The 22,002-nt window shown below is 71.2% G+C and carries 17 protein-coding genes; 15 read left to right on the forward strand and 2 right to left on the reverse strand.

The features are described 5' to 3' along the window. The first annotated feature begins 9 nt into the window (after nt 1-9). The 9 genes from ABD224_RS21935 (at nt 10) to ABD224_RS21975 (ending at nt 10,814) form a co-directional block, all read left to right on the forward strand. Nucleotides 10-198 (forward strand): DUF397 domain-containing protein, encoded by a 189-nt coding sequence (locus tag ABD224_RS21935; protein WP_344052505.1) that lies wholly within the window; start codon nt 10-12, stop codon nt 196-198. 614 nt (nt 199-812) lie between these two features. Beyond that, nucleotides 813-1,895, forward strand: coding sequence for a hypothetical protein (locus ABD224_RS21940; protein ID WP_344052507.1), 1,083 nt, complete (start codon nt 813-815; stop codon nt 1,893-1,895). After that, nucleotides 1,895-4,138 (forward strand): bifunctional polysaccharide deacetylase/glycosyltransferase family 2 protein, encoded by a 2,244-nt coding sequence (locus ABD224_RS21945; protein WP_344052509.1) that lies wholly within the window; start codon nt 1,895-1,897, stop codon nt 4,136-4,138. Before ABD224_RS21940 ends, ABD224_RS21945 begins: the two co-directional genes overlap by 1 nt. Next, nucleotides 4,135-5,589, forward strand: a complete 1,455-nt coding sequence (locus ABD224_RS21950) for an acyltransferase family protein (RefSeq protein ID WP_344052511.1) — start codon at nt 4,135-4,137, stop codon at nt 5,587-5,589. The genes ABD224_RS21945 and ABD224_RS21950 overlap by 4 nt, the downstream gene beginning before the upstream one ends. 135 nt (nt 5,590-5,724) lie before the next feature. Then, nucleotides 5,725-7,107: a nitrate/nitrite transporter gene (locus ABD224_RS21955; protein ID WP_344052513.1), complete on the forward strand. Its 1,383-nt coding sequence runs from the start codon at nt 5,725-5,727 to the stop codon at nt 7,105-7,107. A 53-nt stretch (nt 7,108-7,160) separates the two neighbouring features. Beyond that, the gene (locus tag ABD224_RS21960) at nt 7,161-8,312 is read left to right on the forward strand and encodes a uroporphyrinogen-III synthase (protein WP_344052515.1); all 1,152 of its coding nucleotides are present in this window, start codon (nt 7,161-7,163) and stop codon (nt 8,310-8,312) included. A gap of 146 nt (nt 8,313-8,458) precedes the next feature. Beyond that, complete coding sequence (locus ABD224_RS21965) at nt 8,459-9,052, forward strand: CGNR zinc finger domain-containing protein (RefSeq protein WP_344052517.1); 594 nt, start codon at nt 8,459-8,461, stop codon at nt 9,050-9,052. A 431-nt stretch (nt 9,053-9,483) separates the two neighbouring features. After that, nucleotides 9,484-10,005 (forward strand): sigma-70 family RNA polymerase sigma factor, encoded by a 522-nt coding sequence (locus ABD224_RS21970; protein WP_067388039.1) that lies wholly within the window; start codon nt 9,484-9,486, stop codon nt 10,003-10,005. 50 nt (nt 10,006-10,055) lie between these two features. Further along, entirely contained in the window at nt 10,056-10,814 is a 759-nt protein-coding gene (locus ABD224_RS21975; protein ID WP_344052521.1) for an anti-sigma factor family protein, read from the forward strand. A 461-nt stretch (nt 10,815-11,275) separates the two neighbouring features. Here the strand turns inward: ABD224_RS21975 and ABD224_RS21980 are convergent, their stop codons facing one another. After that, the gene (locus tag ABD224_RS21980) at nt 11,276-11,902 is read right to left on the reverse strand and encodes a ScbR family autoregulator-binding transcription factor (protein ID WP_344052523.1); all 627 of its coding nucleotides are present in this window, start codon (nt 11,900-11,902) and stop codon (nt 11,276-11,278) included. Between the two features lie 188 nt (nt 11,903-12,090). Here ABD224_RS21980 and ABD224_RS21985 point away from each other — a divergent pair, with 188 nt between their 5' ends. The 3 genes from ABD224_RS21985 (at nt 12,091) to ABD224_RS21995 (ending at nt 17,076) form a co-directional block, all read left to right on the forward strand. After that, nucleotides 12,091-14,472 carry a HelD family protein gene (locus ABD224_RS21985; protein ID WP_425581032.1) on the forward strand — a complete coding sequence of 794 codons (2,382 nt, stop codon included), beginning with the start codon at nt 12,091-12,093 and terminating at the stop codon, nt 14,470-14,472. Between the two features lie 598 nt (nt 14,473-15,070). After that, nucleotides 15,071-16,486: an NAD-dependent malic enzyme gene (locus ABD224_RS21990; RefSeq protein ID WP_344052525.1), complete on the forward strand. Its 1,416-nt coding sequence runs from the start codon at nt 15,071-15,073 to the stop codon at nt 16,484-16,486. Nucleotides 16,487-16,794: 308 nt separating this feature from the next. Next, nucleotides 16,795-17,076 (forward strand): HU family DNA-binding protein, encoded by a 282-nt coding sequence (locus tag ABD224_RS21995; protein WP_067388069.1) that lies wholly within the window; start codon nt 16,795-16,797, stop codon nt 17,074-17,076. 493 nt (nt 17,077-17,569) lie between these two features. Here the strand turns inward: ABD224_RS21995 and murA are convergent, their stop codons facing one another. Continuing rightward, nucleotides 17,570-18,910 carry a UDP-N-acetylglucosamine 1-carboxyvinyltransferase gene (gene murA, locus ABD224_RS22000; RefSeq protein WP_344052529.1) on the reverse strand — a complete coding sequence of 447 codons (1,341 nt, stop codon included), beginning with the start codon at nt 18,908-18,910 and terminating at the stop codon, nt 17,570-17,572. 332 nt (nt 18,911-19,242) lie between these two features. On the opposite strand from murA, the gene ABD224_RS22005 reads away from it, so the two are divergent. The 3 genes from ABD224_RS22005 to ABD224_RS22015 all read left to right on the forward strand — a co-directional run. Beyond that, entirely contained in the window at nt 19,243-19,815 is a 573-nt protein-coding gene (locus tag ABD224_RS22005) for a YqgE/AlgH family protein (RefSeq protein ID WP_067388073.1), read from the forward strand. A gap of 29 nt (nt 19,816-19,844) precedes the next feature. Then, complete coding sequence (locus ABD224_RS22010) at nt 19,845-20,120, forward strand: DUF3039 domain-containing protein (protein WP_067388079.1); 276 nt, start codon at nt 19,845-19,847, stop codon at nt 20,118-20,120. Nucleotides 20,121-20,268: 148 nt separating this feature from the next. Then, nucleotides 20,269-22,002, forward strand: a 1,734-nt coding sequence (locus ABD224_RS22015) for a beta-N-acetylhexosaminidase (protein ID WP_344052534.1), incomplete at its 3' end; no start/stop codon positions are given.

Consider the following 22,002-nt stretch of genomic DNA (forward strand, 5'->3'; position numbering starts at 1 on the left):
GGAGGAGCCGTGAACGAGCCGTTGGCATGGTTCAGGTCCAGCTACAGCGACTCCCAGGGAGGCGCCTGCCTCGAAGTTGCTGTCTCCCCTCGTGCTGTCCACGTCCGTGACTCGAAGTTCGGGGAGCGGAGCCCCCGCTTCGAGGTGCCCGCCGGGGCCTGGGCGGAGTTCCTTGCATATGCCGCCCGCGAGGTCTGAGCCTCGGGCTCCGGGCCACCCCGGTTATTCGAACGTAGGAACGGCCTGGACGCGCGAGAGCAGCAGGGCGAGCGCTGCCGCTGTCACCGGTATTTGGTGCACCCCGGATTGGATGCACTCATGCGTTCTAATGTCGAAATGGAGTGCGAGAAAGAGTCACTCCAGTGACCGGAAGGAAGCTGGATTCCGGTCATGGATGCGCATGTGATGTCAAGTCATATCTGAAACAAATCTCACGACATTCCCTCATGCGCTACATTCGGGGCCCCGGGCGCATTGCGATAAAGGGGGGCGTTCGTGCCGGGTAGGGGGCCTGGCACGACAGTTGGTACGTAGGCCCGGGTTCGTACGCCTCCCTGCCGGTAATGCCCCAGGGGGGGAAGCACGTGCGTGTCGACAAATGGCGGAATCACGCTCGACCGAGCGGGTCCGGATCCCTGTCCGGAGGTCTCCGTGGGACGGCCGGAGCCATGCAGCCGAGGGAGTCGTTCGGCCCGGGTGGCTCCGGGGCGGAGCCGGGAGCGAACGGCCGGATAGCGTGGCCGAAGGCCGGGAGTTCAGAGGCCGGACGGGCGGACAAGGGACGTTCTGCCTGGCCGACGGCCAAGGCGGGGGTGCTGTCGGAACAGGCGGCCGGCTCGGCCCGCTCGGCGAAGCCGGCCGGCTCGGTCGGTCCGGACGGTGCGCGTGAGGCGGGCGAGGCCTTGTCGGATGAGCCGGCACGCGCACATACGGATCCGTTCGGCTCCACCGACCCCGTCGACTCCACCGGTTCCGCCGGTTCCGCCGACTCCGACGGTTCCACCGGGTCCGACCCTCTGCGTGTGCGCGTCGACGACCCCTGGCGGACCGAGGGGACGGACGGGGCCCAGGAGTCCCACGACCCGAACGAGGTCACCGTCCAGCTCGACACCATGAAGCCGCCCGGTTCCGCCGCATCGGCGGGTTTCGCGGCCGGCAAGGCGGCCGACAAGCCCGTCTTCGTCGACGACTCCGGCCGCCGCAGCCGCCGCCTCCGCCGCTTCGGCATGGCCGTCGGTCTCGTCTGCGCCGCCTACGCGGGCGTCATCGTCGTCACCCTGCTGTCCGGCAACGCGGGCGCCCCCTGGGTGCCGATCCCGATCCCGGGGGTGGGCGACCCGCCGGCGAGCAAGGTCAAGGAGTCCCCGCGCCCGTCGGAGACGACCGGTCCGTCCGCCGGCTCCGGTGGCCTGCCCGGCAACGGCGCCCCCGGCACCGGTGCCGACGCCGGTACCGGCACGGACGCCGGTGCCGGTGCGGGTGCTCCGAGCGCCGGTGCGACCCCGTCCCCGGGCAGCACCGCCGCACCGGGGACATCGCCCCGGCCCGGCACGACGCCCGGTGCCTCGGCCCAGCCCCAGCCGTCCGCGTCCAGCACGAAGAAGGGCACTCCGGACCGCACCACCAAGCCGACCGCCCCCAAGGGCAACGACTCGCCCCCGGCCGTCACCCCGCAGCCGGCCGACCCGTCGGCCAACCCGAGCCCGAACCCGGACCCGAGCGACGGACCCGGCGGTGACTCCGGCGGCAACGGTGGCAGCGGCGGCGGTGACACCACCAACAACGCCGGCGCGGCCCCCACCCCGACCGCGCTCGCCTCCGACGGGCCGACCCCGGCCTCGTCGGCCCCGTCGTCCGACGCCACACCCACCCAGTCCCCGGAGAACGTCCTCTGATGGCCCCGCGCTCCAACCGTCGCCGTTCCGGCCGAGCCGACGGGCGCTCCCGCCGTGCCTCGGCCCCTGTCAACGCGCGCCGCCACCGTCTGCCCATGCGCTGGGTGCTGCCCGTGCTGCTGCTGACCGCCGTCACCGCGATGCTGATGCTGCGCGGCTATGTGCACAGCGAGATCTTCGCCGACTACCGGGTCCGGCCCGAGGCGGCCGCCGACCAGGTGCCCGAGGAGATCCGCACGGGCGGCCCGGTCATCGACACCCGCAACGGCGGGGTCAGCAGTCTGAGCGTGCCCCGGCAGCGGCTCGTCCTCACCTTCGACGACGGGCCCGACCCCACGTGGACCCCGAAGGTCCTCGACACGCTCAAGCGGCACGACGCGCACGCGGTGTTCTTCATCACCGGCACCATGGCCTCGCAGTACCCGGACCTGGTCAGGCGGATGGTGCGCGAGGGCCATGAGATCGGGCTGCACACCTTCAACCACCCCGACCTCTCCTACAAGTCGTGGGGCGGCATCGACTGGCAGCTGTCCCAGACCCAGATGGCACTGGGAGGCGCCGCCGGTATCCGCACCTCGCTGTTCCGGCCGCCGTACTCCTCCTTCGCCGACGCGATCGACAACGCCTCCTGGCCGTCCATCAAGTACGTCGGCTCCCGCGGCTACCTCACGGTCCTGAACGACACCGACAGCGAGGACTGGAAGAAGCCCGGCGTCGACGAGATCATCCGCCGGGCCACCCCGAAGAACGGCGAGGGCGCCATCGTCCTGATGCACGACTCGGGCGGCGACCGGCGGCAGACCGTCGAGGCCCTCGACCGCTTCCTGCCCGAACTCCAGGCCAAGGGCTACAAGTTCCAGAACCTCACCGAGGCCCTCGGGGCGCCCAGCGCGCACACCCCGGTCACGGGGGCCGAGCTGTGGAAGGGCCGGGCCTGGGTCTTCCTCGTCCAGGCCTCGGACAAGGTCACCGGCGTTCTGGTGGCCGGCCTCGCGGTCGTCGGCACCCTCGTCCTCGTCCGCTTCGGTCTGATGCTGCTGCTCTCCGGCGCGCACGCTCGCCGGGTGCGCCGGAAGAACTTCCGCTGGGGTCCCAACGCCCCGGTCACCGAACCGGTCACGGTCCTGGTCCCGGCGTACAACGAGGCCAAGTGCATCGAGAAAACGGTGCGTTCGCTCGTCGCGAGCGACCACCCCATCGAGGTGCTGGTCATCGACGACGGCTCCAGCGACGGCACCGCCCGTATCGTCGAGGACCTGAACCTGCCGGGCGTACGGGTCATCCGGCAGCTCAACGCGGGCAAGCCGGCCGCCCTCAACCGGGGTGTGGCCAACGCCCGTCACGACATCATCGTGATGATGGACGGCGACACCGTCTTCGAGCCGTCCACCGTCCGCGAGCTGGTGCAGCCCTTCGCCGACCCGCGCGTCGGCGCGGTCGCCGGCAACGCCAAGGTCGGCAACAAGAACAAGCTCATCGGGTCCTGGCAGCACATCGAGTACGTGATGGGCTTCAACCTCGACCGCCGGATGTACGACATCCTCGGCTGCATGCCGACGATCCCCGGAGCCGTCGGCGCCTTCCGGCGCAGCGCGCTGGAGCGGGTGGGCGGCATGAGCGACGACACGCTCGCCGAGGACACCGACATCACCATGGCGCTGCACCGCGACGGCTGGCGGGTGGTGTACGCGGAGAACGCGCGCGCCTGGACCGAGGCCCCGGAGTCCGTGCGGCAGCTGTGGTCCCAGCGCTACCGCTGGTCGTACGGCACCATGCAGGCGATCTGGAAGCACCGCCGGGCCATCATGGAGCGGGGTCCGTCGGGCCGCTTCGGCCGGATCGGCCTGCCGTTCGTGTCCCTGTTCATGGTGGTGGCCCCGCTGCTGGCCCCGCTGATCGACATCTTCCTGCTGTACGGCCTGGTGTTCGGCCCCACGCAGAAGACGATCGGCGCCTGGCTCGGTGTGCTGGCGGTGCAGGCGGTCTGCGCCGCGTACGCCTTCCGGCTGGACCGCGAGAAGATGAGGCATCTGCTCTCGCTGCCGCTCCAGCAGATCTTCTACCGGCAGCTGATGTACGTCGTCCTGCTCCGCTCCTGGATGACGGCACTCACCGGCGGCCGGCTGCGCTGGCAGAAGCTGCGGCGCACGGGCGCGGTGGAGGCGCCGGGCTCGATCCCGCGCCAGCGCACCCAGAGCACGGAGAGCAGTGACAGCGAGCGCGAACGGAGGCCCGTCGGATGACGGGGCGCGCATACGAGGCGGCGGACGGCACACCGTCGCCGGGCACACCCGGGGCACCGGCGGGTGCCCCGGGCCCCCGCCCGGAAGCGGCGGGGGCGGCGCCCCGGCCGTACGGGGACCGGGAGCCGGGCGGGGCGAGGATTCCCGCCCAGCGGACGGCGACGGACGAAACGGCCGACGGGACAGCCGGCGGGACGACGGACGGGACGGCCCGCGCGACAGGTGCGGCGGACGCGGCCGGTACGGCGGAGAGACCGGCCCGTCCCGGCCGCGACCGCTACCTGGACCTCCTGCGCTCTCTCGCCCTGGTGCGCGTGGTGGCGTACCACCTCTTCGGCTGGGCGTGGCTGACGGTGCTGTTCCCGTCCATGGGCGTGATGTTCGCCCTGGCGGGCTCCCTGACGGCGCGCTCGCTCACCCGCCCCGCCCTCTCGGTGATCAGGAGCAGGGTGCGCCGCCTGCTGCCCCCGCTGTGGGCGTTCGCCGCCGTCGTCCTGCCCCTGCTGTTCCTCCAGGGCTGGAACCCGGCCAGGGACCCGGACCTCGGCGGCCCCTTCTGGGGCGTGGCCAAGGTGTTCACCTACCTGGTGCCGGTCGGCGCCCCGCCGTATCCGCTGAGCATCGGTTCCGAGTCCGGCTGGCTGGAGAGCACATGGGCGGAGCAGGCGGCGGGCCCGCTGTGGTACCTGCGGGCGTACCTGTGGTTCGTGCTGGCGTCCCCGCTGCTGCTGCGGGCCTTCCGCAGGGCGCCGTGGCCGACCCTGCTGTTCCCCCTGGCGCTGACCGCCGTGGTCGGCACCGGGCTGGTGACGCTCCCCGGTGAGACGGGCAACGCGGTCGAGGACTTCGCCGTGTACGGCGGCTGCTGGGTGCTCGGCTTCGCCCACCACGACGGGATGCTGAAGCGGATCCCGCGCCGTGCGGTGGTGTCCGGCGCGTTGCTGCTGATGGCCTTCGGCCTGTGGTGGGCGTCCGGGCACCTCGGCCCGGAGGGCTGGGACCTGAACGAGATCCCGCTCGCGCAGGCGCTGTGGTCGTTCGGCTTCGTGACGATCCTGCTGCAGTACTCCCCGTCCTGGCGGAAGCTGCCGGGCCGGCTGGCCAGGTGGGACGAGCTGATCACGCTCTCCAACAACCGGGCGGTGACGATCTACCTCTGGCACAACCTGCTCGTCATGGCGACGGTGCCGGTCCTCGACCAGGTCTACAAGCTGCCCTTCATGAAGAGCGACGCCGCCTCCTCGTGGTTCGCGTCGACGGAGCTCCTCTGGCAGTTCGTGCTCGTCTGGCCCCTGATCGGTCTGGCCGTGCTCGCCGTCGGCTGGATCGAGGACCTGGCCGCGAAGCGCAGGCCGCGGCTGTGGCCGGACGGCACGCCGGGGCGGACGCGGAGGACTGGGAGGACGAGGAGGAGGACGAGGAGGACGGGGAGGAGAGGCGCGACGGCGTAGGGCCGGGCCGGCCTCTCACCCCCGTCCGCTCCGGGGTGAGCGCAACGTTCCCTCCCGGTCACGCGCGGCCACAGCGCGGAAACGCGGGGTTCCTAACGTCGGGACCCAGCCACTCAGCGCACGTATGGAGGCGTCATGGCAGGCGGCCGTCGTTGGATCGAGCACTGGGACCCGGAGGACGAGGACTTCTGGGAGAGGACGGGGAAGCGGGTCGCCCGCCGGAACCTCGTCCTCTCCGTGCTCTGCGAGCACATCGGGTTCTCGGTGTGGACGCTGTGGTCCGTGCTCGTGCTGTTCATGGGGCCCGAGTACGGGCTGACCCCCGCCGACAAGTTCCTGCTCACGTCCCTGGTGACGCTGGTGGGGGCGGTCGTGCGGGTGCCGTACACCTTCGCCGTGGCGCTCTTCGGCGGGCGGAACTGGACGGTTCTGTCCGCGGGGCTGCTGCTCGTCCCGACCGTCGCCGCCTTCGTCGTGATGGAGCCGGGGACCTCCTTCTCCACCTTCCTGTGGGCCGGGGTGCTCGCCGGGATCGGCGGCGGCAACTTCGCCTCCTCCATGACCAACATCAACGCCTTCTTCCCGCTGCGGAAGAAGGGGTGGGCGCTGGGGCTGAACGCCGGGGGCGGCAACATCGGCGTGTCCGTCATCCAGCTCGCCGCCCTCGGCGTCATCGGGGCGAGCGGCGGGCCGAGGCTCCTGCTGGGGATCTACATTCCGCTGATCGTCGTCGCCACCGTGCTCGCCGCGCTGTTCATGGACAACATCGCCTCCCTGCGGAACGACACCGGCGCCGCGAAGGAGGCCGCGAAGGACGCCCACACCTGGATCATGTCCTTCCTCTACATCGGGACCTTCGGGTCGTTCATCGGGTACAGCTTCGCCTTCGGGCAGGTGCTCACCAGCCAGTTCGGGCGTACGCCGCTCCAGGCCGCCTGCCTCACCTTCATCGGGCCGCTGCTGGGCTCCCTGAGCAGGCCGGTCGGCGGCTGGCTCGCCGACCGGTACGGCGGCGCGAGGATCACTCTGTGGAACTTCGTCGCCATGGCCGCCGCGACCGCCCTGCTCGTGGTGGCCGGGATGCAAAACTCGCTGCCGCTGTTCGTGGCGGTCTTCGTGGTGCTGTTCGCGCTCAGCGGGCTCGGGAACGGGTCGACGTACCGGATGATCCCCGGGATCTTCCAGGCCCAGGCCCTCGCCCGGGGGCTGAGGGGCGCACAGGCCGCGGCCCACGGCCGCCGGCTGTCCGGGGCCTCCATGGGGCTGATCGGCGCGGTCGGTACGCTCGGCGGCGTCGGCATCAACCTGGCCTTCCGGCAGTCGTTCCTGTCCCACGGCTCCGGGACCGGCGCGTTCGTCGCCTTCCTCGCCTTCTACGGCGTGGCCGTCGCGGTCACCTGGGCCGTGTACCTTCGCCGCCCGGCCGAGGGCGTGCCGAGCCGTGACGTGACGCATGACGTGACCCACGGCGTAACACTGGGGACATCGCGCCGAACCAGGGCCGTCACGCACAGTTGACAAGATCGACAGACGAGCGACGGGGACGACGACGCGAACGCGGGACAGAGCCGATGGACGACGTGCAGCAGCGGACGGAACACGGGCCCCTGGCCGGATTCACCGTCGGGGTGACGGCCGCGCGCCGGGCCGAGGAGCTGGGCGCGCTGCTCGAGCGGCGCGGGGCACGTGTGCTGTACGCGCCCGCCCTGCGGATCGTGCCGCTCGCCGACGACAAGGAACTGCTCGCCGCCACCGAGGAGATCGTCGACCGGGTGCCCGATGTCGTGGTGGCCACCACCGCGATCGGTTTCCGCGGCTGGGTCGAGGCGGCGGAGGGATGGGGGCTCGGCGAGGCGCTGCTCGACCGGCTGCGGAAGGCGGAGCTGCTGGCGCGCGGGCCGAAGGTCAAGGGAGCGATCCGGGCCGCCGGGCTGACCGAGGAGTGGTCGCCGTCGTCCGAGTCCATGGCGGAGGTGCTGGACCGGCTGCTGGAGGAGGGGGTCGACGGGCGCCGGGTCGCCGTGCAGCTGCACGGGGAGCCGCTGCCCGGGTTCGTGGAGGCGCTGCGGGCGGGAGGCGCGGAGGTCGTCCAGGTGCCGGTGTACCGGTGGTTGCCGCCGGAGGACCCGGGGCCGCTGGACCGGCTGCTGGACACGGTCGTCGCCCGCGGGGTCGACGCGCTCGCCTTCACCAGCGCGCCCGCCGCCTCGTCGCTGCTGGCGCGGGCGGAGGAGCGGGGACGGCTGCCGGAGCTGCTGGACACGCTGCGGCACGACGTGCTGCCGGCGTGCGTGGGGCCCGTGACCGCGCTGCCGTTGCAGGAACGCGGGGTGGACACGGTCCAGCCGGAGCGGTTCCGGCTGGGGCCGCTGGTCCAGCTGCTGTGCCGGGAACTGCCGGGGCGGGCACGGGTGTTGCCGGTCGCCGGGCACCGGGTGGAGATCCGCGGGCACACGGTGCTGGTGGACGAGGACCTCAAACCCGTGCCCCCGGCGGGGATGGCGCTGCTGAGGGCGCTGGCACGGCGGCCCGGCTGGGTGGTCACCCGCGCCGACCTGCTCCGCGCCCTTCCGGGCGCCGGCCGCGACGAACACGCCGTGGAGACCGCCATGACCCGCCTGCGCACCGCCCTGGGCAACCCCGGGCTGATCCAGACGGTGGTCAAACGCGGCTACCGCCTGGCCCTGGACCTGGCGGCCGAGACGAAATACGCCGACGTGTAGCCCGTACCCGGTGTGCGAGGGATACCGGGAGCGGTACGGGGCAGGCACTGTAGGAGGGAACGGTTTTCCGGCTTCTGCTTCCCGGCCTCCGACGAGTACCCCGGACAGGTCCGCCGGCCGGGGTGAGCCCAGGTGGTGACAGGCGCATGGCGGTGGGTACGGCCACGGATCCCTACGGGCTGCGGTTCGACACCGGGCGGATCTGCCTGGACCTGCTGTCCACCAGCCATCCCACCGAACGGCTGCACTCCCTGGCGCCGTTGTGCGCCTGGATCACGGGGGCGGGCCTGGTGCCGGCCGGCACCGCGCTGACGCACGCGCACGCCTCCTGGCTTGCCGCGTTCCACGAACTGCGGTCGGACATCCGGCAGTTAGTGCACGGATACCTGGCCGGCGAATCCCGGCCGTACGACCTCGCGCTCGCCCATGTCAACGAGGTCGCCCGTGCCGCGCCCCCGGCTCCCCGTGCCGTACGGGGCGAGGACGGCACCCTCGTACGCGAGGTGGCCGGTCCGCCCGAATGCGCGGCACTGCTCGCGGTCGTGGCCCGGGACGCCGTGGACCTGCTCACCGACCCCGCCGCCCGGGCGCGCCTGCGGCAGTGCGAGGGCGACAACTGCCCGATCGTGTACCTGGACACCTCCCGGGGACGCAGAAGGCGCTGGTGCTCCAGTGAGGTGTGCGGGAACCGCGAGCGGGTGGCCCGGCACCGCCGCCGCGCCGCCCTCGCCCGTGCGTAGGGACCCGTGGGAGACGAGCGGGAGGGACGAGCGGGAGAGGCGAGCGGGAGGGACGAGCGGGAGGGACGAGCAGGCGGCCGACCGGTCGGACGGAAGGGCGGCCGACCGGTCGGGCGTCCCAATTGCCGGTTGTGCGAAGTAGTTTCCCGAGTGATTTCGGCAACACTTCGTTTGAGTCCCGCACTTGACGGGCAATGAGCGCGCTCTTGATCGTGTGTCGGAAATGTGAACATCGCGCGGTGGGAATGTGCGCTCATGTCCCTCTAGTCACATCAGCCGGCAGAAAACTGATGGCCGGTCTTGAACATGACGCGGTCTGCGTCCGTATCCGTCCGCGAGCAACCCACTGGGGGGACCCCCGGACATCGGAGGTTGGCGTGCGCAAGGATGCGACCGTGGCCAGAGAACGTGGAGCGAGGGCCCGACATCGCATGTCCCAGTCCTCGGAGCCTGATGAGGAGTTGATGCGTGCCCTGTACCGGGAGCACGCCGGACCTCTCCTTGCGTATGTCCTCCGGCTGGTCGCCGGAGACCGGCAGCGTGCTGAGGATGTGGTGCAGGAGACGCTCATCCGTGCCTGGAAGAACGCCGGCCAGCTCAATCGAGCGACCGGTTCGGTACGCCCCTGGCTGGTGACGGTCGCTCGGCGCATCGTCATCGACGGCCATCGCAGCCGGCAGGCCCGGCCGCAGGAGGTCGACCCGTCGCCGCTGGAGGTCATCCCCGCGGAGGACGAGATCGACAAGGCGCTATGGCTGATGACGCTGTCGGACGCACTGTCCGACCTGACCCCGGCCCACCGGGAGGTGCTCGTCGAGACGTACTTCAAGGGGCGTACCGTCAATGAGGCGGCGGAGACGCTGGGCATACCCAGCGGCACCGTCCGTTCCCGGGTGTTCTACGCCCTGCGTTCGCTGAAGCTGGCTCTGGAGGAGAGGGGGGTGACGGCGTGATGAGCGTGTACGGGGGGTTCGGATCAGGAGGTCCGGGTATCTCTGCTTCCATGCAGGGAAATCCGGCTCCGAACGAGCACGAAACCGTCGGCGCCTATGCCCTCGGAATTCTCGACGATGCCGAGGCGACCGCGTTCGAGGCTCACCTCGCCGGCTGCGAGTGGTGCGCACAGCAGCTCGACGAACTGGCCGGGATGGAGCCGATCCTGGCCGCGCTCGCGGACATGCCGGGCTCCGGCACACCCGCGATCGGCGAGTCCCTGTCGGCCAAGCCCAGCCCGCGCCTGGTGGAGAAGCTCATCGACGAGGTGGCCGAGCGCCGCGCCCAGAAGCGCCGGCGTGCCTTCTACCTGGTCGCGGCGGCGGCAGCGCTGATCATCGGCGGCCCGCTGAGCGTGTACGCGGTGAGCGGTTCGGACACCGGCGGCACGGCCAATGTGGCGGTGAGCTCCGCACAGGCGGCCTTCCAGGAGATGCCCGACAAGGTCACGGTGACGGACCCGACGTCGCACGTCACCGCGACGGTCGCCCTGCAGAAGAAGGACTGGGGCACGGACGCCGTTCTGGAGCTGAAGAACGTCGCCGGTCCGCAGAAGTGCTCGTTGATCGCCGTCGGCAGGAACGGCGAGCGCCAGACCCTGTCGACCTGGTCGGTTCCGACGTGGGGCTACGGCCTGCCGAACGCCACGACGGAGAAGGGCAAGAAACCCCTCTACGTCCGCGGCGGCGCCGCCCTGGACCCGAACGAGATCGACCACTTCGAGGTGATGACCTTCGAGGGCAAGAAACTCGCCGAGGTCAAGCTCTGAGGGGCTTCGGCCACGGAACACGGCCGCCCTCGCCGGTTTCCTCACGGGGCTTCACTCGTGGCGGCGGGGCGGCCGTCGGCTTGGGACGCGGGTCCGGTGTCCGCCGGCCCGCCCCGCTCGGTACGCGGCGCGTGCCGCTCCCCTCTCGGCTCACCGCGGGGGGAGTGGTGATCAGCTCAGTGGCGGTCGGCTCAGGAACGAGCGGATGGTTCTCCCTGACGTCTCGAAGGTGTGCGGGCGGCTGAGCTGCAGGACGGTGCGAGGCCGGACAGGGCGCCGTGCGGGGTGGGATCCCGCAGGACGAGCTCCGCCGTCGGCATGCCGCCGGCCGTGCGGGGTGCCCGAGTGGGCCGGGCGGGCCCCGTGCGCGCACAGCAGGGGCGCGCCGCGGACGGCCGCGGGTGCCCCGAGGGCGGCCGGCCCGGTGAGACCGGTCGCACCCGTCGGCGCCCCCGGGTCCGTCATGCCGGTGTCCGTCCCCGCTCCACGGCCACGACCAGCCGTTCCCGGACCTCGGCCGGTGCCACCCCGGGCAGCAGATAGCGCCACAGCAAGGCGATCCGCTCGGGGAGATCGGCGCGGCGCGTGGCGATCTGGGACATCACCTGGGTGCCGGTGAAGCTCGCCACCAGGACACGGGCGAACTCCGTCTCGTCGACCTCCGGCAACAGCTCCCCGCGCTGCCGGGCCTCGTCCAGCTCCCGGCGGAACCGATCGATCCAGCACGCGTACACGGAGTACTCCCGCAGGCCCGACTCCTCCTGCTCGACGGCGAGCCGCACGCCCGCCCGGAGCAGGACGCTGCGCTGGAGCTCGAAGGCGAGGCGGAGCGTGAGGTCGACGAGCTGCTGGAGGCCGGCCGGCTTCTTCGGCAGGTCCAGGCCCCGGGCCTGCTCGACGATGACGGCCCGCGCCAGGTCCTCCTTGGACTTGAAGTGGAAGTACAGGGCGCCGTGCGTGGAGCCCGCGCGTTCGAGGATGCGGGTGATGCTCGTGCCCGCGTACCCGTACTCGTCGAACACCTCGGCCGCCGCGTGAAGGATCCGTTCCCTGGTGCGGACCGCGCGCTCCTGCATGGGCCGTGGCACTGGCCCTCCCCGTGGTCTCGTCCGTCCCGCAACAAAAAACAGAACGTACTCTATTTTTCTGTGCCGCGCGGTGCGGCCGAGGCCGCCTCTGGCGAGGTCAGGGCCCGGGGGCGGACATTCCCGGCTTCCGTGAGAGGGTCCCTTTCGCGTACGGTTGACGGCTGCCCAGCACGTCAGAAGGGGGCCCGGTGGCCGCTCAGGTTCAACAGGATTCCGCGGCCGGATCGGTCCACGGCTCGGATCACGGCACGATGCACGGCTCGGTGCACGGCGAGGCGTACGACTCCGTACGGGACCGGGAGATCCGCGGGGAACAGCAGCACCTGGACCGGGTGTACCGGCGCCTCGAGGAGAAGATCCACGAGGCCGAGTTCCTGCTGCGGGACGCGGCCAGGCGCGGCCAGGTCGGCACACCCGGGGCACTGGCCGAACGGGACGCACAGGTCTTCCAGGCGGGCCTCCACCTCAGCCGGCTGAACAACGAGTACGAGGACTTCCTCTTCGGCCGCATCGACCTGCTCGCCGGCAAGGACGGCAAGAAAGGCCCCGACGGGGCCTACACCGCCGTGGAGCCGGCCGAGGGCGCGGTGCGCGAGGACAACACGGCCGACATCGCCGAGACCCTGCACATCGGCCGTATCGGCGTCCTCGACGAGGACTACGTCCCGCTGGTCATCGACTGGCGGGCACCGGCCGCCGCCCCCTTCTACCGCTCCACGCCCCTGGACCCGGGCCGGGTCGTGCGCCGGCGCGTCATCCGCTCCAAGGGACGGCGCGTCCTCGGCGTCGAGGACGATCTGATGCGCCCCGAACTGCGGGCCTTCCTCGACGGCCGTGAACTGCCCGCCGTCGGCGACGGCGCGCTGATGGCGGCGCTCGGCCGGGCCCGCGGCCACACCATGCGGGACATCGTCGCCTCCATCCAGGCGGAGCAGGACCGCGTCATCCGCGCCCCCGCCGCCTCGGTGACGTACGTCGAGGGCGGGCCGGGCACGGGCAAGACGGCGGTCGCCCTGCACCGGGCCGCCTACCTGCTCTACCAGGACCGGCGCCGCTACGCCGGCGGCATCCTGATCGTCTCCCCGACCCCGCTGCTCGTCGCCTACACCGAGGGCGTGCTGCCCTCGCTCGGCGAGGAGGGCCAGGTCGCCATCCGTGCGATCGGCTCGCTGGTCGAGGGCGTCGAGGCCACGCTGTACGACTCCCCGCCGGTGGCGCGGATCAAGGGGTCGTACCGGATGCTGAAGGTGCTGCGGAAGGCGGCCCGGGGAGCGCTGGAGCGCGGCGGCGCACCGGACCGGCTGCGGGTCGTCGTCCTCGGCCGCCGGCTGGAGCTGGAGGGCGAGGAGCTGGACCGGATCCGGCGCACCGCCCTGGGCGGTACCGCGCCGGTCAACCTGCTGCGCCCGCGCGCCCGCAGGCTGCTGCTGGACGCCCTGTGGGAGAAGTCGGGAGCCGCCGCCCGGTACACCGACCCGGAGCCGGCCGCCGAGCTGCGTGCCTCCTTCGACGAGGACGTCACCGAAGAGGACTCCTTCACCGGCTTCCTGGACGCCTGGTGGCCCGAGCTGACCCCGCGGGACGTGCTCACCGCCATGGCCGACGAACGGCGGCTGGGCCGCTGGGCACGGCGGATCCTGAACCCCGGCGAGGTGCGCAGGCTCGCCCGCTCGCTGCAGCGGGACGGGTACTCGGTGCACGACATCGCCCTGCTCGACGAGCTCCAGGCGATCCTCGGCACCCCGGCCCGCCCGAGGAAGAAGCGCGAACTGGACCCGCTCGACCAGCTCACCGGCCTGGAGGAGCTGATGCCCGTACGGGAGGAGTCGCAGCGCGAGCGGGCCGAGCGGCTGGCGCAGGAGCGCACCGAGTACGCGCACGTCATCGTGGACGAGGCGCAGGACCTCACGCCCATGCAGTGGCGGATGGTCGGCCGCCGCGGCCGGCACGCCACCTGGACGGTCGTCGGTGACCCCGCCCAGTCCTCCTGGTCCGACCCGGACGAGGCTGCCGAGGCGCGCGAGGAAGCCCTGGGCACCCGCCCGCGGCGCCGTTTCCGGCTCACGGTGAACTACCGCAACCCGGCGGAGATCGCCGAGGTGGCCTCGAAGGTCCTCACCCTGGCCATGCCCGGCTCGACGGCTCCGTCGGCGGTCCGCGCCACGGGGGTGGAGCCGCGCTTCGCCGTCGTACGGGACTCCATGGAGAAGACCGTACGGGCGGAGGCCGAGCGGCTGCTGGACCAGGTGGACGGCACGATCGGTGTGATCGTCGCCATGAACCGGCGCGAGGAGGCCCGCCGCTGGCTCACCGGGCTCGGCACGGGGGACTTTCCGGACGAGCGGAGCCGGAACCAGGGGAGGGTGGTGGTCCTGGGCAGCATGGAGGCGAAGGGGCTGGAGTACGACGCGACGGTCGTCGTGTCCCCGGCGGAGATCGCCGATGAGTCCCCGGCCGGCCTGCGGGTCCTCTACGTCGCCCTGACCAGGGCCACCCAGCGGCTGACGGTGGTGTCGGGCGAGCGGGACGAACCGGATGAGGCCGGGGTGCCGGACCTGCTGCGGGACTGACGGGACCGACGGGACCGAGGTGATCCGCCGTGGGAGTGAACCGCGGGGTGAGCTGTGAGCCGCGGGACGAGCTGTCGGCTGCGGGTGTGAGGGAAGGCAATTGTTCCGGCCGGTGCGACAGGCGCGACAGGAATGGCCGCGGGGTCCGCGTTTGTTAGCCTGGTCGTGGCACCGGCCCGATCCAAGCCCCCGGGCCCAACCTTTGTCGCTTCGAGCGACCACTTGCCGCGAGGCGAGCATGGCGGGTCGGTGTCGTCAGCATCACTTCGGAGGTCTTCCAGAGGTCCGCGTCAGGGAGTGACGCGGACCTCTTGTGCTGGACGCGGACCTGTTGCGGGGGACGCGGACCTCTTGTGCCGCAGGGGCGTCCTTCTTCCGTTCCCGCCGGTTTTTCTCCGTCTTTGCCTGCTCCTCGCCTCCGTCCGGTTCTCCCGCTCTCACCGGCCCTCGTATGGTGAAACTCACTTTCCGGAAAACGACGCAATCCCCCGCGAACAAAAAGTTCGCAATCGAAGACGGTTGGCACGTACTCGGGGGTAGGTGCGACGATCGGACAGCACAACCACGCGACATCAGGTGAAAGCAGAGGAAGTCGGTCATGGCAACGGCGCCCAGCGTCTCCTACTCGATGACGATCCGGCTGGAGGTGCCGGCGGGCGGGACCGCCGTATCGCAGCTCACCACGGCCGTGGAGTCCTCCGGAGGCTCGGTGACCGGCCTTGACGTCACCGCGTCGGGTCATGAGCGGCTGCGCATCGACGTCACCATCGCGGCCACCTCGACGACGCACGCCCAGGAGATCATCGAGAAGCTGCGCGGCATCGAGGGCGTCACGCTGGGCAAGGTCTCGGACCGTACGTTCCTCATGCACCTCGGCGGCAAGATCGAGATGGCGTCCAAGCACCCCATCCGCAACCGCGACGACCTGTCCATGATCTACACCCCGGGTGTGGCCCGTGTCTGCATGGCGATCGCGGAGAACCCCGAGGACGCCCGCCGCCTGACCATCAAGCGCAACTCCGTCGCGGTGGTGACGGACGGCTCGGCGGTGCTGGGCCTGGGCAACATCGGCCCCAAGGCCGCGCTGCCGGTCATGGAGGGCAAGGCGGCCCTCTTCAAACGGTTCGCCGGCATCGACGCCTGGCCGCTGTGCCTGGACACCCAGGACGTCGACGAGATCGTCCGGATCGTCAAGGCGATCGCCCCCGGGTTCGCCGGCATCAACCTCGAGGACATCTCCGCGCCGCGCTGCTTCGAGATCGAGGCCCGGCTGCGCGAGGCCCTGGACATCCCCGTCTTCCACGACGACCAGCACGGCACCGCGATCGTCGTGCTCGCCGCGCTGACCAACGCACTTCGCGTGGTGGGCAAGGAGATCGACAGCGTGCGCGTGGTGATGTCCGGTGCCGGTGCGGCCGGTACGGCCATCCTCAGGCTGCTGCTCGCGGCCGGGGTGAAGAACGCCGTCGTCGCCGACATCCACGGCGTGGTGCACGCGGACCGCGAGGACCTCGTCGACGCCGCTCCGGACTCGGCGCTGCGCTGGATCGCCGAGAACACCAACCCCGAGAACTTCACCGGCACGCTGAAGCAGGCCGTGCGGGGTGCGGACGTCTTCATCGGGGTCTCGGCGCCCAACGTGATCGACGGCGACGACGTGGCCGCCATGGCCGACGGGGCCATCGTCTTCGCGCTTGCGAACCCCGACCCCGAGGTGGACCCGGCGATCGCCCGTGAGACGGCGGCAGTTGTGGCCACCGGCCGCTCCGACTTCCCCAACCAGATCAACAACGTGCTGGTCTTCCCGGGTGTCTTCCGCGGCCTGCTGGACGCGCAGTCCCACAGCGTCAACACGGAGATGATGCTGGCCGCCGCGCAGGCTCTCGCCAATGTGGTCACCGAGGACGAGCTGAACCCGAACTACATCATCCCGAGCGTCTTCAACGACAGGGTCGCGAGCGCGGTCGCCGGAGCCGTCCGGGAAGCCGCGCAGAGATCCGGGGCGACGGCGTGATGATCGCCACGGTGCCGGGAAACCGGCGCGTCGCGGGACATCCGGCCACCGGCGCGGCCTTATCGTGCCTGGGATCGGGCCCTCTTTTCGTGTGACTCCCCAGGGTGTTCTCACGACTCCTATGGGTGCCGGATTGGCATTGACGCCGCAGGTAGAGGCAGGATGCCACCCTGGGCGCGAGGGTCTGGCTACGGACCTGGGTCCAGGGAATGTCCGAGGGCCCTGGCAGCATTCGGCTTCGCTGTGCCCATCATGCGGCTTCGCCGCGTGGCACGCCGCAACGGCAAGAAGAAAACGGGAGTAACAACATGAACCGCAGTGAGCTGGTGGCCGCGCTGGCCGACCGCGCCGAGGTGACCCGCAAGGACGCCGACGCCGTGCTGGCCGCGTTCGCCGACATCGTCGGCGATGTCGTCTCCAAGGGGGACGAGAAGGTCACCATCCCTGGCTTCCTGACCTTCGAGCGCACCCACCGTGCCGCTCGCACCGCCCGCAACCCCCAGACCGGCGAGCCGATCCAGATTCCGGCCGGCTACAGCGTGAAGGTCTCCGCGGGCAGCAAGCTCAAGGAAGCCGCCAAGGGCAAGTGACCTTGCCGTGCGTACGCCGCGAAACGGCGTACGAGGCCCCGTAGGGCACAACAACGACAATGGGGCGGCCCCCTGCTGCAGCCTGCCGCAGGGGGCCGCCCCGTCGCCGTACAGGCGCCGTGCACGCCGTCCTGCGGCCTTGTCGGCCCTGTCCCGCCCGGTCACGCCCTTGTCGGCCCCGCGTCGGCCCTGACGTCGTCGCACCGGCGTCCTGGCGCCGCTGTGCCGTTGCCGTGGCGCCGGTCGTGACGCCGTCAGGCGTCCTCGTGCCCGTTGTCCTGCTGTCTTGCTGTCTTGCGCCGGCTTTCCTCGTGCCGGCTTGCCCCGTGCCGTCCCGGCGTCGCCTCCGCCGTCGCCCCACACAGCCGAGAAGCCTCCCGGGCCCGAGGGCCTGGGAGGCTTCGTCGTACTGCCGCTGAACGGCCTTTGAACGGCCTTCCGCGCCCCGTACGGGGCGTCGGCCGGGGAGTTCCGCGCTCCCCCGGCCGAGAGGTCAGCCGAGCGCCTTGCCGGGCAGCTCGACCTTGGCGCCGAGGTCCACGAGCTTCTCCATGAAGTTCTCGTAGCCGCGGTTGATCAGGCCGATGCCGTGGACACGGGAGGTGCCCTGGGCGGCCAGGGCGGCGATCAGGTAGGAGAAGCCGCCGCGCAGGTCCGGGATGACCAGGTCGGCACCCTGGAGGCGGGTCGGGCCGGAGACCACCGCGGAGTGCAGGAAGTTGCGCTGGCCGAAGCGGCAGTCCATGCCGCCCAGGCACTCCCGGTACAGCTGGATGTGCGCGCCCATCTGGTTCAGCGCGGAGGTGAAGCCCAGCCGGGACTCGTACACCGTCTCGTGGATGATCGACAGGCCGGTCGCCTGGGTGAGGGCGACCACCAGCGGCTGCTGCCAGTCGGTCTGGAAGCCGGGGTGCACATCCGTCTCCAGCGCGATCGACTTCAACTGCCCGCCGGGGTGCCAGAAGCGGATGCCCTCGTCGTCGATCTCGAAGGCGCCGCCCACCTTCCGGTAGGTGTTCAGGAACGTCATCATCGACCGCTGCTGCGCACCGCGGACGTAGATGTTGCCCTCGGTCGCCAGCGCCGCCGACGCCCAGGACGCGGCCTCCAGACGGTCCGGGATCGCCCGGTGGGTGTAGCCGCCGAGCCGGTCCACACCCGTGATGCGGATCGTGCGGTCGGTGTCCATCGCGATGATCGCGCCCATCTTCTGCAGGACGCAGATCAGGTCCTCGATCTCCGGCTCCACGGCCGCGTTGGTCAACTCCGTGACGCCCTCGGCCAGTACGGCCGTCAGCAGCACCTGCTCGGTCGCGCCGACCGACGGATAGGGAAGGCGGATCTTCGTTCCCCGCAGCCCCTTGGGAGCCTCCAGGTACTGGCCGTCGGCCCGCTTCTCGATCACCGCGCCGAACTTCCGCAGCACGTCGAAGTGGAAGTCGATCGGACGGCCGCCGATGGCGCAGCCGCCCAGCCCCGGGATGAAGGCGTGCCCCAGCCGGTGCAGCAGCGGACCGCAGAACAGGATCGGGATGCGCGACGAACCCGCGTGGGCATCGATGTCGGCCACGTTCGCGCTCTCCACACGGGTCGGGTCGAGCACCAGCTCACCCGGCTCGTCGCCCGGACCGACCGTCACTCCGTGCAGTTGCAGCAGACCGCGAACGACCCGCACATCACGGATGTCCGGAACGTTGCGCAGGCGACTCGGTCCATCGCCCAGCAGCGCGGCGACCATGGCCTTCGGCACGAGATTCTTCGCACCGCGGATTCGGATCTCGCCCTCCAGCGGGGTTCCGCCATGGACAAGCAGGACATCGTCGTTGACGGTCATGTATCTCGCGTTCTGGTGAGTTGGGCAGGGAACCGGCCGGTCACTTCGGTCAGGGGGCCGGAGGACAGAGTAATCGCCGTACGTACCCCTTCCGTAAGCCTGTCGACGGCCCCAACCCGGGCATGGCCCCGCTCCGATACGAACCGTCGATCGCCGGGTACGCGCGGTCACCGGAACCGCGGATGCGCCGGTCGCGCACCCGTGCGCCCGCCTGCCCCCGTACCCTTCCCGGACCGGGCCTGACCAGGCCGCCCCCTGTGATTCAGGCTGCTCTCACTCACGTAGCCGGATTGACTCCCCAAGCGAAGGGAAGATGCGGGATCATGTCTGGCATGACCGAGGTGTCCTCGCTCACAGGGCGGCTGCTCGTGGCAACGCCCGCCCTGGCGGACCCGAACTTCGAGCGTGCGGTGGTGCTCCTTCTCGACCACGACGAGGAGGGCTCCCTCGGTGTCGTCCTCAACCGCCCCACCCCCGTGGACGTGGGCGACATCCTGGAAGGCTGGGCGGACCTCGCCGGGGAACCCGGCGTCGTGTTCCAGGGCGGCCCGGTGTCGCTGGACTCCGCACTCGGCGTGGCCGTGGTCCCCGGCAACGGCTCCGACGAGAACGCCCCGCTGGGCTGGCGCCGGGTGCACGGCGCGATCGGCCTCGTCGACCTGGAGGCGCCCCCCGAGCTGCTGGCCTCCGTCCTCGGCTCGCTGCGGATCTTCGCCGGATACGCCGGCTGGGGACCCGGCCAGCTGGAGGACGAGCTGGCGGAAGGGGCCTGGTACGTCGTCGAGTCCGAACCCGGTGACGTCTCCTCCCCGGCCCCCGAGAAGCTCTGGCGCGAGGTGCTGCGCCGCCAGCGCAACGAACTGGCGATGGTCGCCACATATCCGGACGACCCGTCGCTCAACTGATGCGGGGCGGCTTCAGTACCCTGTGCTGTATGAGCACTCTCGAGCCCGAGCGCGGCACCGGTACGGGGACCCTTGTCGAGCCGACGCCGCAGGTGTCCCACGGCGATGGTGACCACGAGCGCTTCGCCCACTACGTCCAGAAGGACAAGATCATGGCGAGCGCCCTCGACGGCACGCCCGTCGTGGCGCTCTGCGGCAAGGTGTGGGTGCCGGGCCGCGACCCGAAGAAGTACCCCGTGTGCCCGCTGTGCAAGGAGATCTACGACTCCATGGGCAGCGGCGGCGAGGGCGACGACAAGAAGTAACCGGCCACTGGACCGGCCACCGCTCGGCTGAGACCCGCAGGCCCCCGAGGCGCGCCCCGGGGGTCTGGACCGTCGGGTGGTGTGCGCGCCGCGTGCAGCATGTGCAACGTTCGTTGCGCTGCGTTGCCCCCGGCGCTACCCATGGGACATGACTTCTTCCCATGGTGCTCCCCATGGCTCTTTCCAGGACTCCCGGGATTCCCAGAGTTCCCAGGGTTCCCAGGGCACGGCCGATGTGATTCCGGCGCCGCGCGCCGTGGCCGGCATCCCGGGCCGCGCCGTCCCGCTCGACCGGGAGACCACCCTGTGGGCCGCACCGGGCACCGACGGCACCGAGCGCTGGCTGCGCGCCACCCTCGGCGCCGCTTTCGGCCTGCCCTTTCCGGCCGGTCCCGAGGACGCCCGGAACTCCGTACGGCTGCGTCTGGACGACGCCCTGGAGCCCGAGGCGTACCGGCTCAGCGCCGTCCCCGACCGGGGCGTCGAGATCGTCGGCGGCTCTCCGGCCGGGGTCTTCTGGGGTGCGCAGACCCTGCGCCAGCTGCTCGGCCCGGACGCCTTCCGGCGTGCCCCCGTACGGCCGGACGCCCTCCATGCGATCCCGGCCCAGGTCATCGAGGACGCCCCGCGCTTCGGCTGGCGCGGGCTGCTGCTCGACGTGGCCCGGCACTTCATGCCCAAGGACGGCGTCCTGCGCTACCTCGACCTGATGGCCGCGCACAAACTCAACGTGCTGCACCTGCACTTGACGGACGACCAGGGCTGGCGCATCGAGATCCGGCGCCACCCGGCGCTGACGGAGGTCGGCTCCTGGCGGGCACGGACGAAAATCGGCCATCGCGCGTCCCCGCTGTGGGAGAACAAACCCCACGGCGGCTACTACACCCAGGACGACATCCGGGAGATCGTCGCCTACGCCGCCGAGCGGCACATCAGCGTCATTCCCGAAATCGACGTACCCGGGCACTCGCAGGCCGCCATCGCCGCCTACCCCGAACTCGGCAACACCGATGTCGTCGACACCTCCGCCCTCACCGTCTGGGACACCTGGGGAGTCAACCCGAACGTACTCGCTCCCACCGACACCACCCTGCGGTTCTACGAGGGCGTCCTCGAGGAAGTGCTCGAGCTGTTCCCCGCGGACGCGGTCCGATCCCCCGGGTTCTCCGGGTTCTCCGGATTCTCGGAGTTCGTCCACATCGGCGGCGACGAGTGCCCCAAGGAGCAGTGGCGGGCCTCGCCCACCGCGCAGGCGCGCATCAAGGAGCTCGGGCTGGCGGACGAGGACGAGCTGCAGGCGTGGTTCATCGGCCACTTCGACGCCTGGCTCTCCGCGCGCGGACGCAGGCTGATCGGCTGGGACGAGATCCTGGAGGGCGGGCTGGCACCGGGCGCCGCGGTGTCGTCCTGGCGCGGATACGCCGGCGGGATCGCCGCCGCGCGGGCCGGCCACGACGTCGTCATGTGCCCGCAGGAACAGGTGTACTTGGACCACCGCCAGGCTCCCGGCGAGGACGAACCCGTACCGATCGGCTATGTACGCACTCTGGAGGATGTCTACCGGTTCGAGCCGATTCCTCCCGAACTCGATGCGGACGGGGCCCGTCATGTGCTGGGCACCCAGGCCAATGTGTGGACGGAGGTCCTGGAGGACTCCGCGCGCGTGGACTACCAGGCCTTCCCCAGGCTGGCCGCGTTCGCCGAGGTCGCCTGGAGCCGCCTGCCCGCCCCCGCCGAACGGGACTTCGCCGGCTTCGAACGGCGGATGACCACCCACTACCGGCGGCTGGACGCCCTGGGCGTCGGTTACCGGCCGCCCACCGGACCGCGTCCGTGGCAGCGGCGGCCGGGAGTGCCGGGGCGGCCCCTCGAGGGGCCGCCG

The sequence above is a fragment of the Streptomyces thermoalcalitolerans genome, from assembly GCF_039525155.1.
Taxonomy (GTDB): domain Bacteria; phylum Actinomycetota; class Actinomycetes; order Streptomycetales; family Streptomycetaceae; genus Streptomyces; species Streptomyces thermovulgaris.

Bases quoted from the DNA above. Each gene is read 5' to 3' on its own strand.
- ABD224_RS21945 (WP_344052509.1), top strand. From the start codon at position 1,895: ATGGCCCCGCGCTCCAACCGTCGCCGTTCCGGCCGAGCCGACGGGCGC.
- ABD224_RS21950 (WP_344052511.1), top strand. From the start codon at position 4,135: ATGACGGGGCGCGCATACGAGGCGGCGGACGGCACACCGTCGCCGGGC.
- ABD224_RS21955 (WP_344052513.1), top strand. From the start codon at position 5,725: ATGGCAGGCGGCCGTCGTTGGATCGAGCACTGGGACCCGGAGGACGAG.
- ABD224_RS21960 (WP_344052515.1), top strand. From the start codon at position 7,161: ATGGACGACGTGCAGCAGCGGACGGAACACGGGCCCCTGGCCGGATTC.
- ABD224_RS21965 (WP_344052517.1), top strand. From the start codon at position 8,459: ATGGCGGTGGGTACGGCCACGGATCCCTACGGGCTGCGGTTCGACACC.
- ABD224_RS21970 (WP_067388039.1), top strand. From the start codon at position 9,484: ATGTCCCAGTCCTCGGAGCCTGATGAGGAGTTGATGCGTGCCCTGTAC.
- ABD224_RS21975 (WP_344052521.1), top strand. From the start codon at position 10,056: ATGCAGGGAAATCCGGCTCCGAACGAGCACGAAACCGTCGGCGCCTAT.
- ABD224_RS21990 (WP_344052525.1), top strand. From the start codon at position 15,071: ATGGCAACGGCGCCCAGCGTCTCCTACTCGATGACGATCCGGCTGGAG.
- ABD224_RS21995 (WP_067388069.1), top strand. From the start codon at position 16,795: ATGAACCGCAGTGAGCTGGTGGCCGCGCTGGCCGACCGCGCCGAGGTG.
- murA (WP_344052529.1), bottom strand. From the start codon at position 18,910: ATGACCGTCAACGACGATGTCCTGCTTGTCCATGGCGGAACCCCGCTG.
- ABD224_RS22005 (WP_067388073.1), top strand. From the start codon at position 19,243: ATGACCGAGGTGTCCTCGCTCACAGGGCGGCTGCTCGTGGCAACGCCC.
- ABD224_RS22010 (WP_067388079.1), top strand. From the start codon at position 19,845: ATGAGCACTCTCGAGCCCGAGCGCGGCACCGGTACGGGGACCCTTGTC.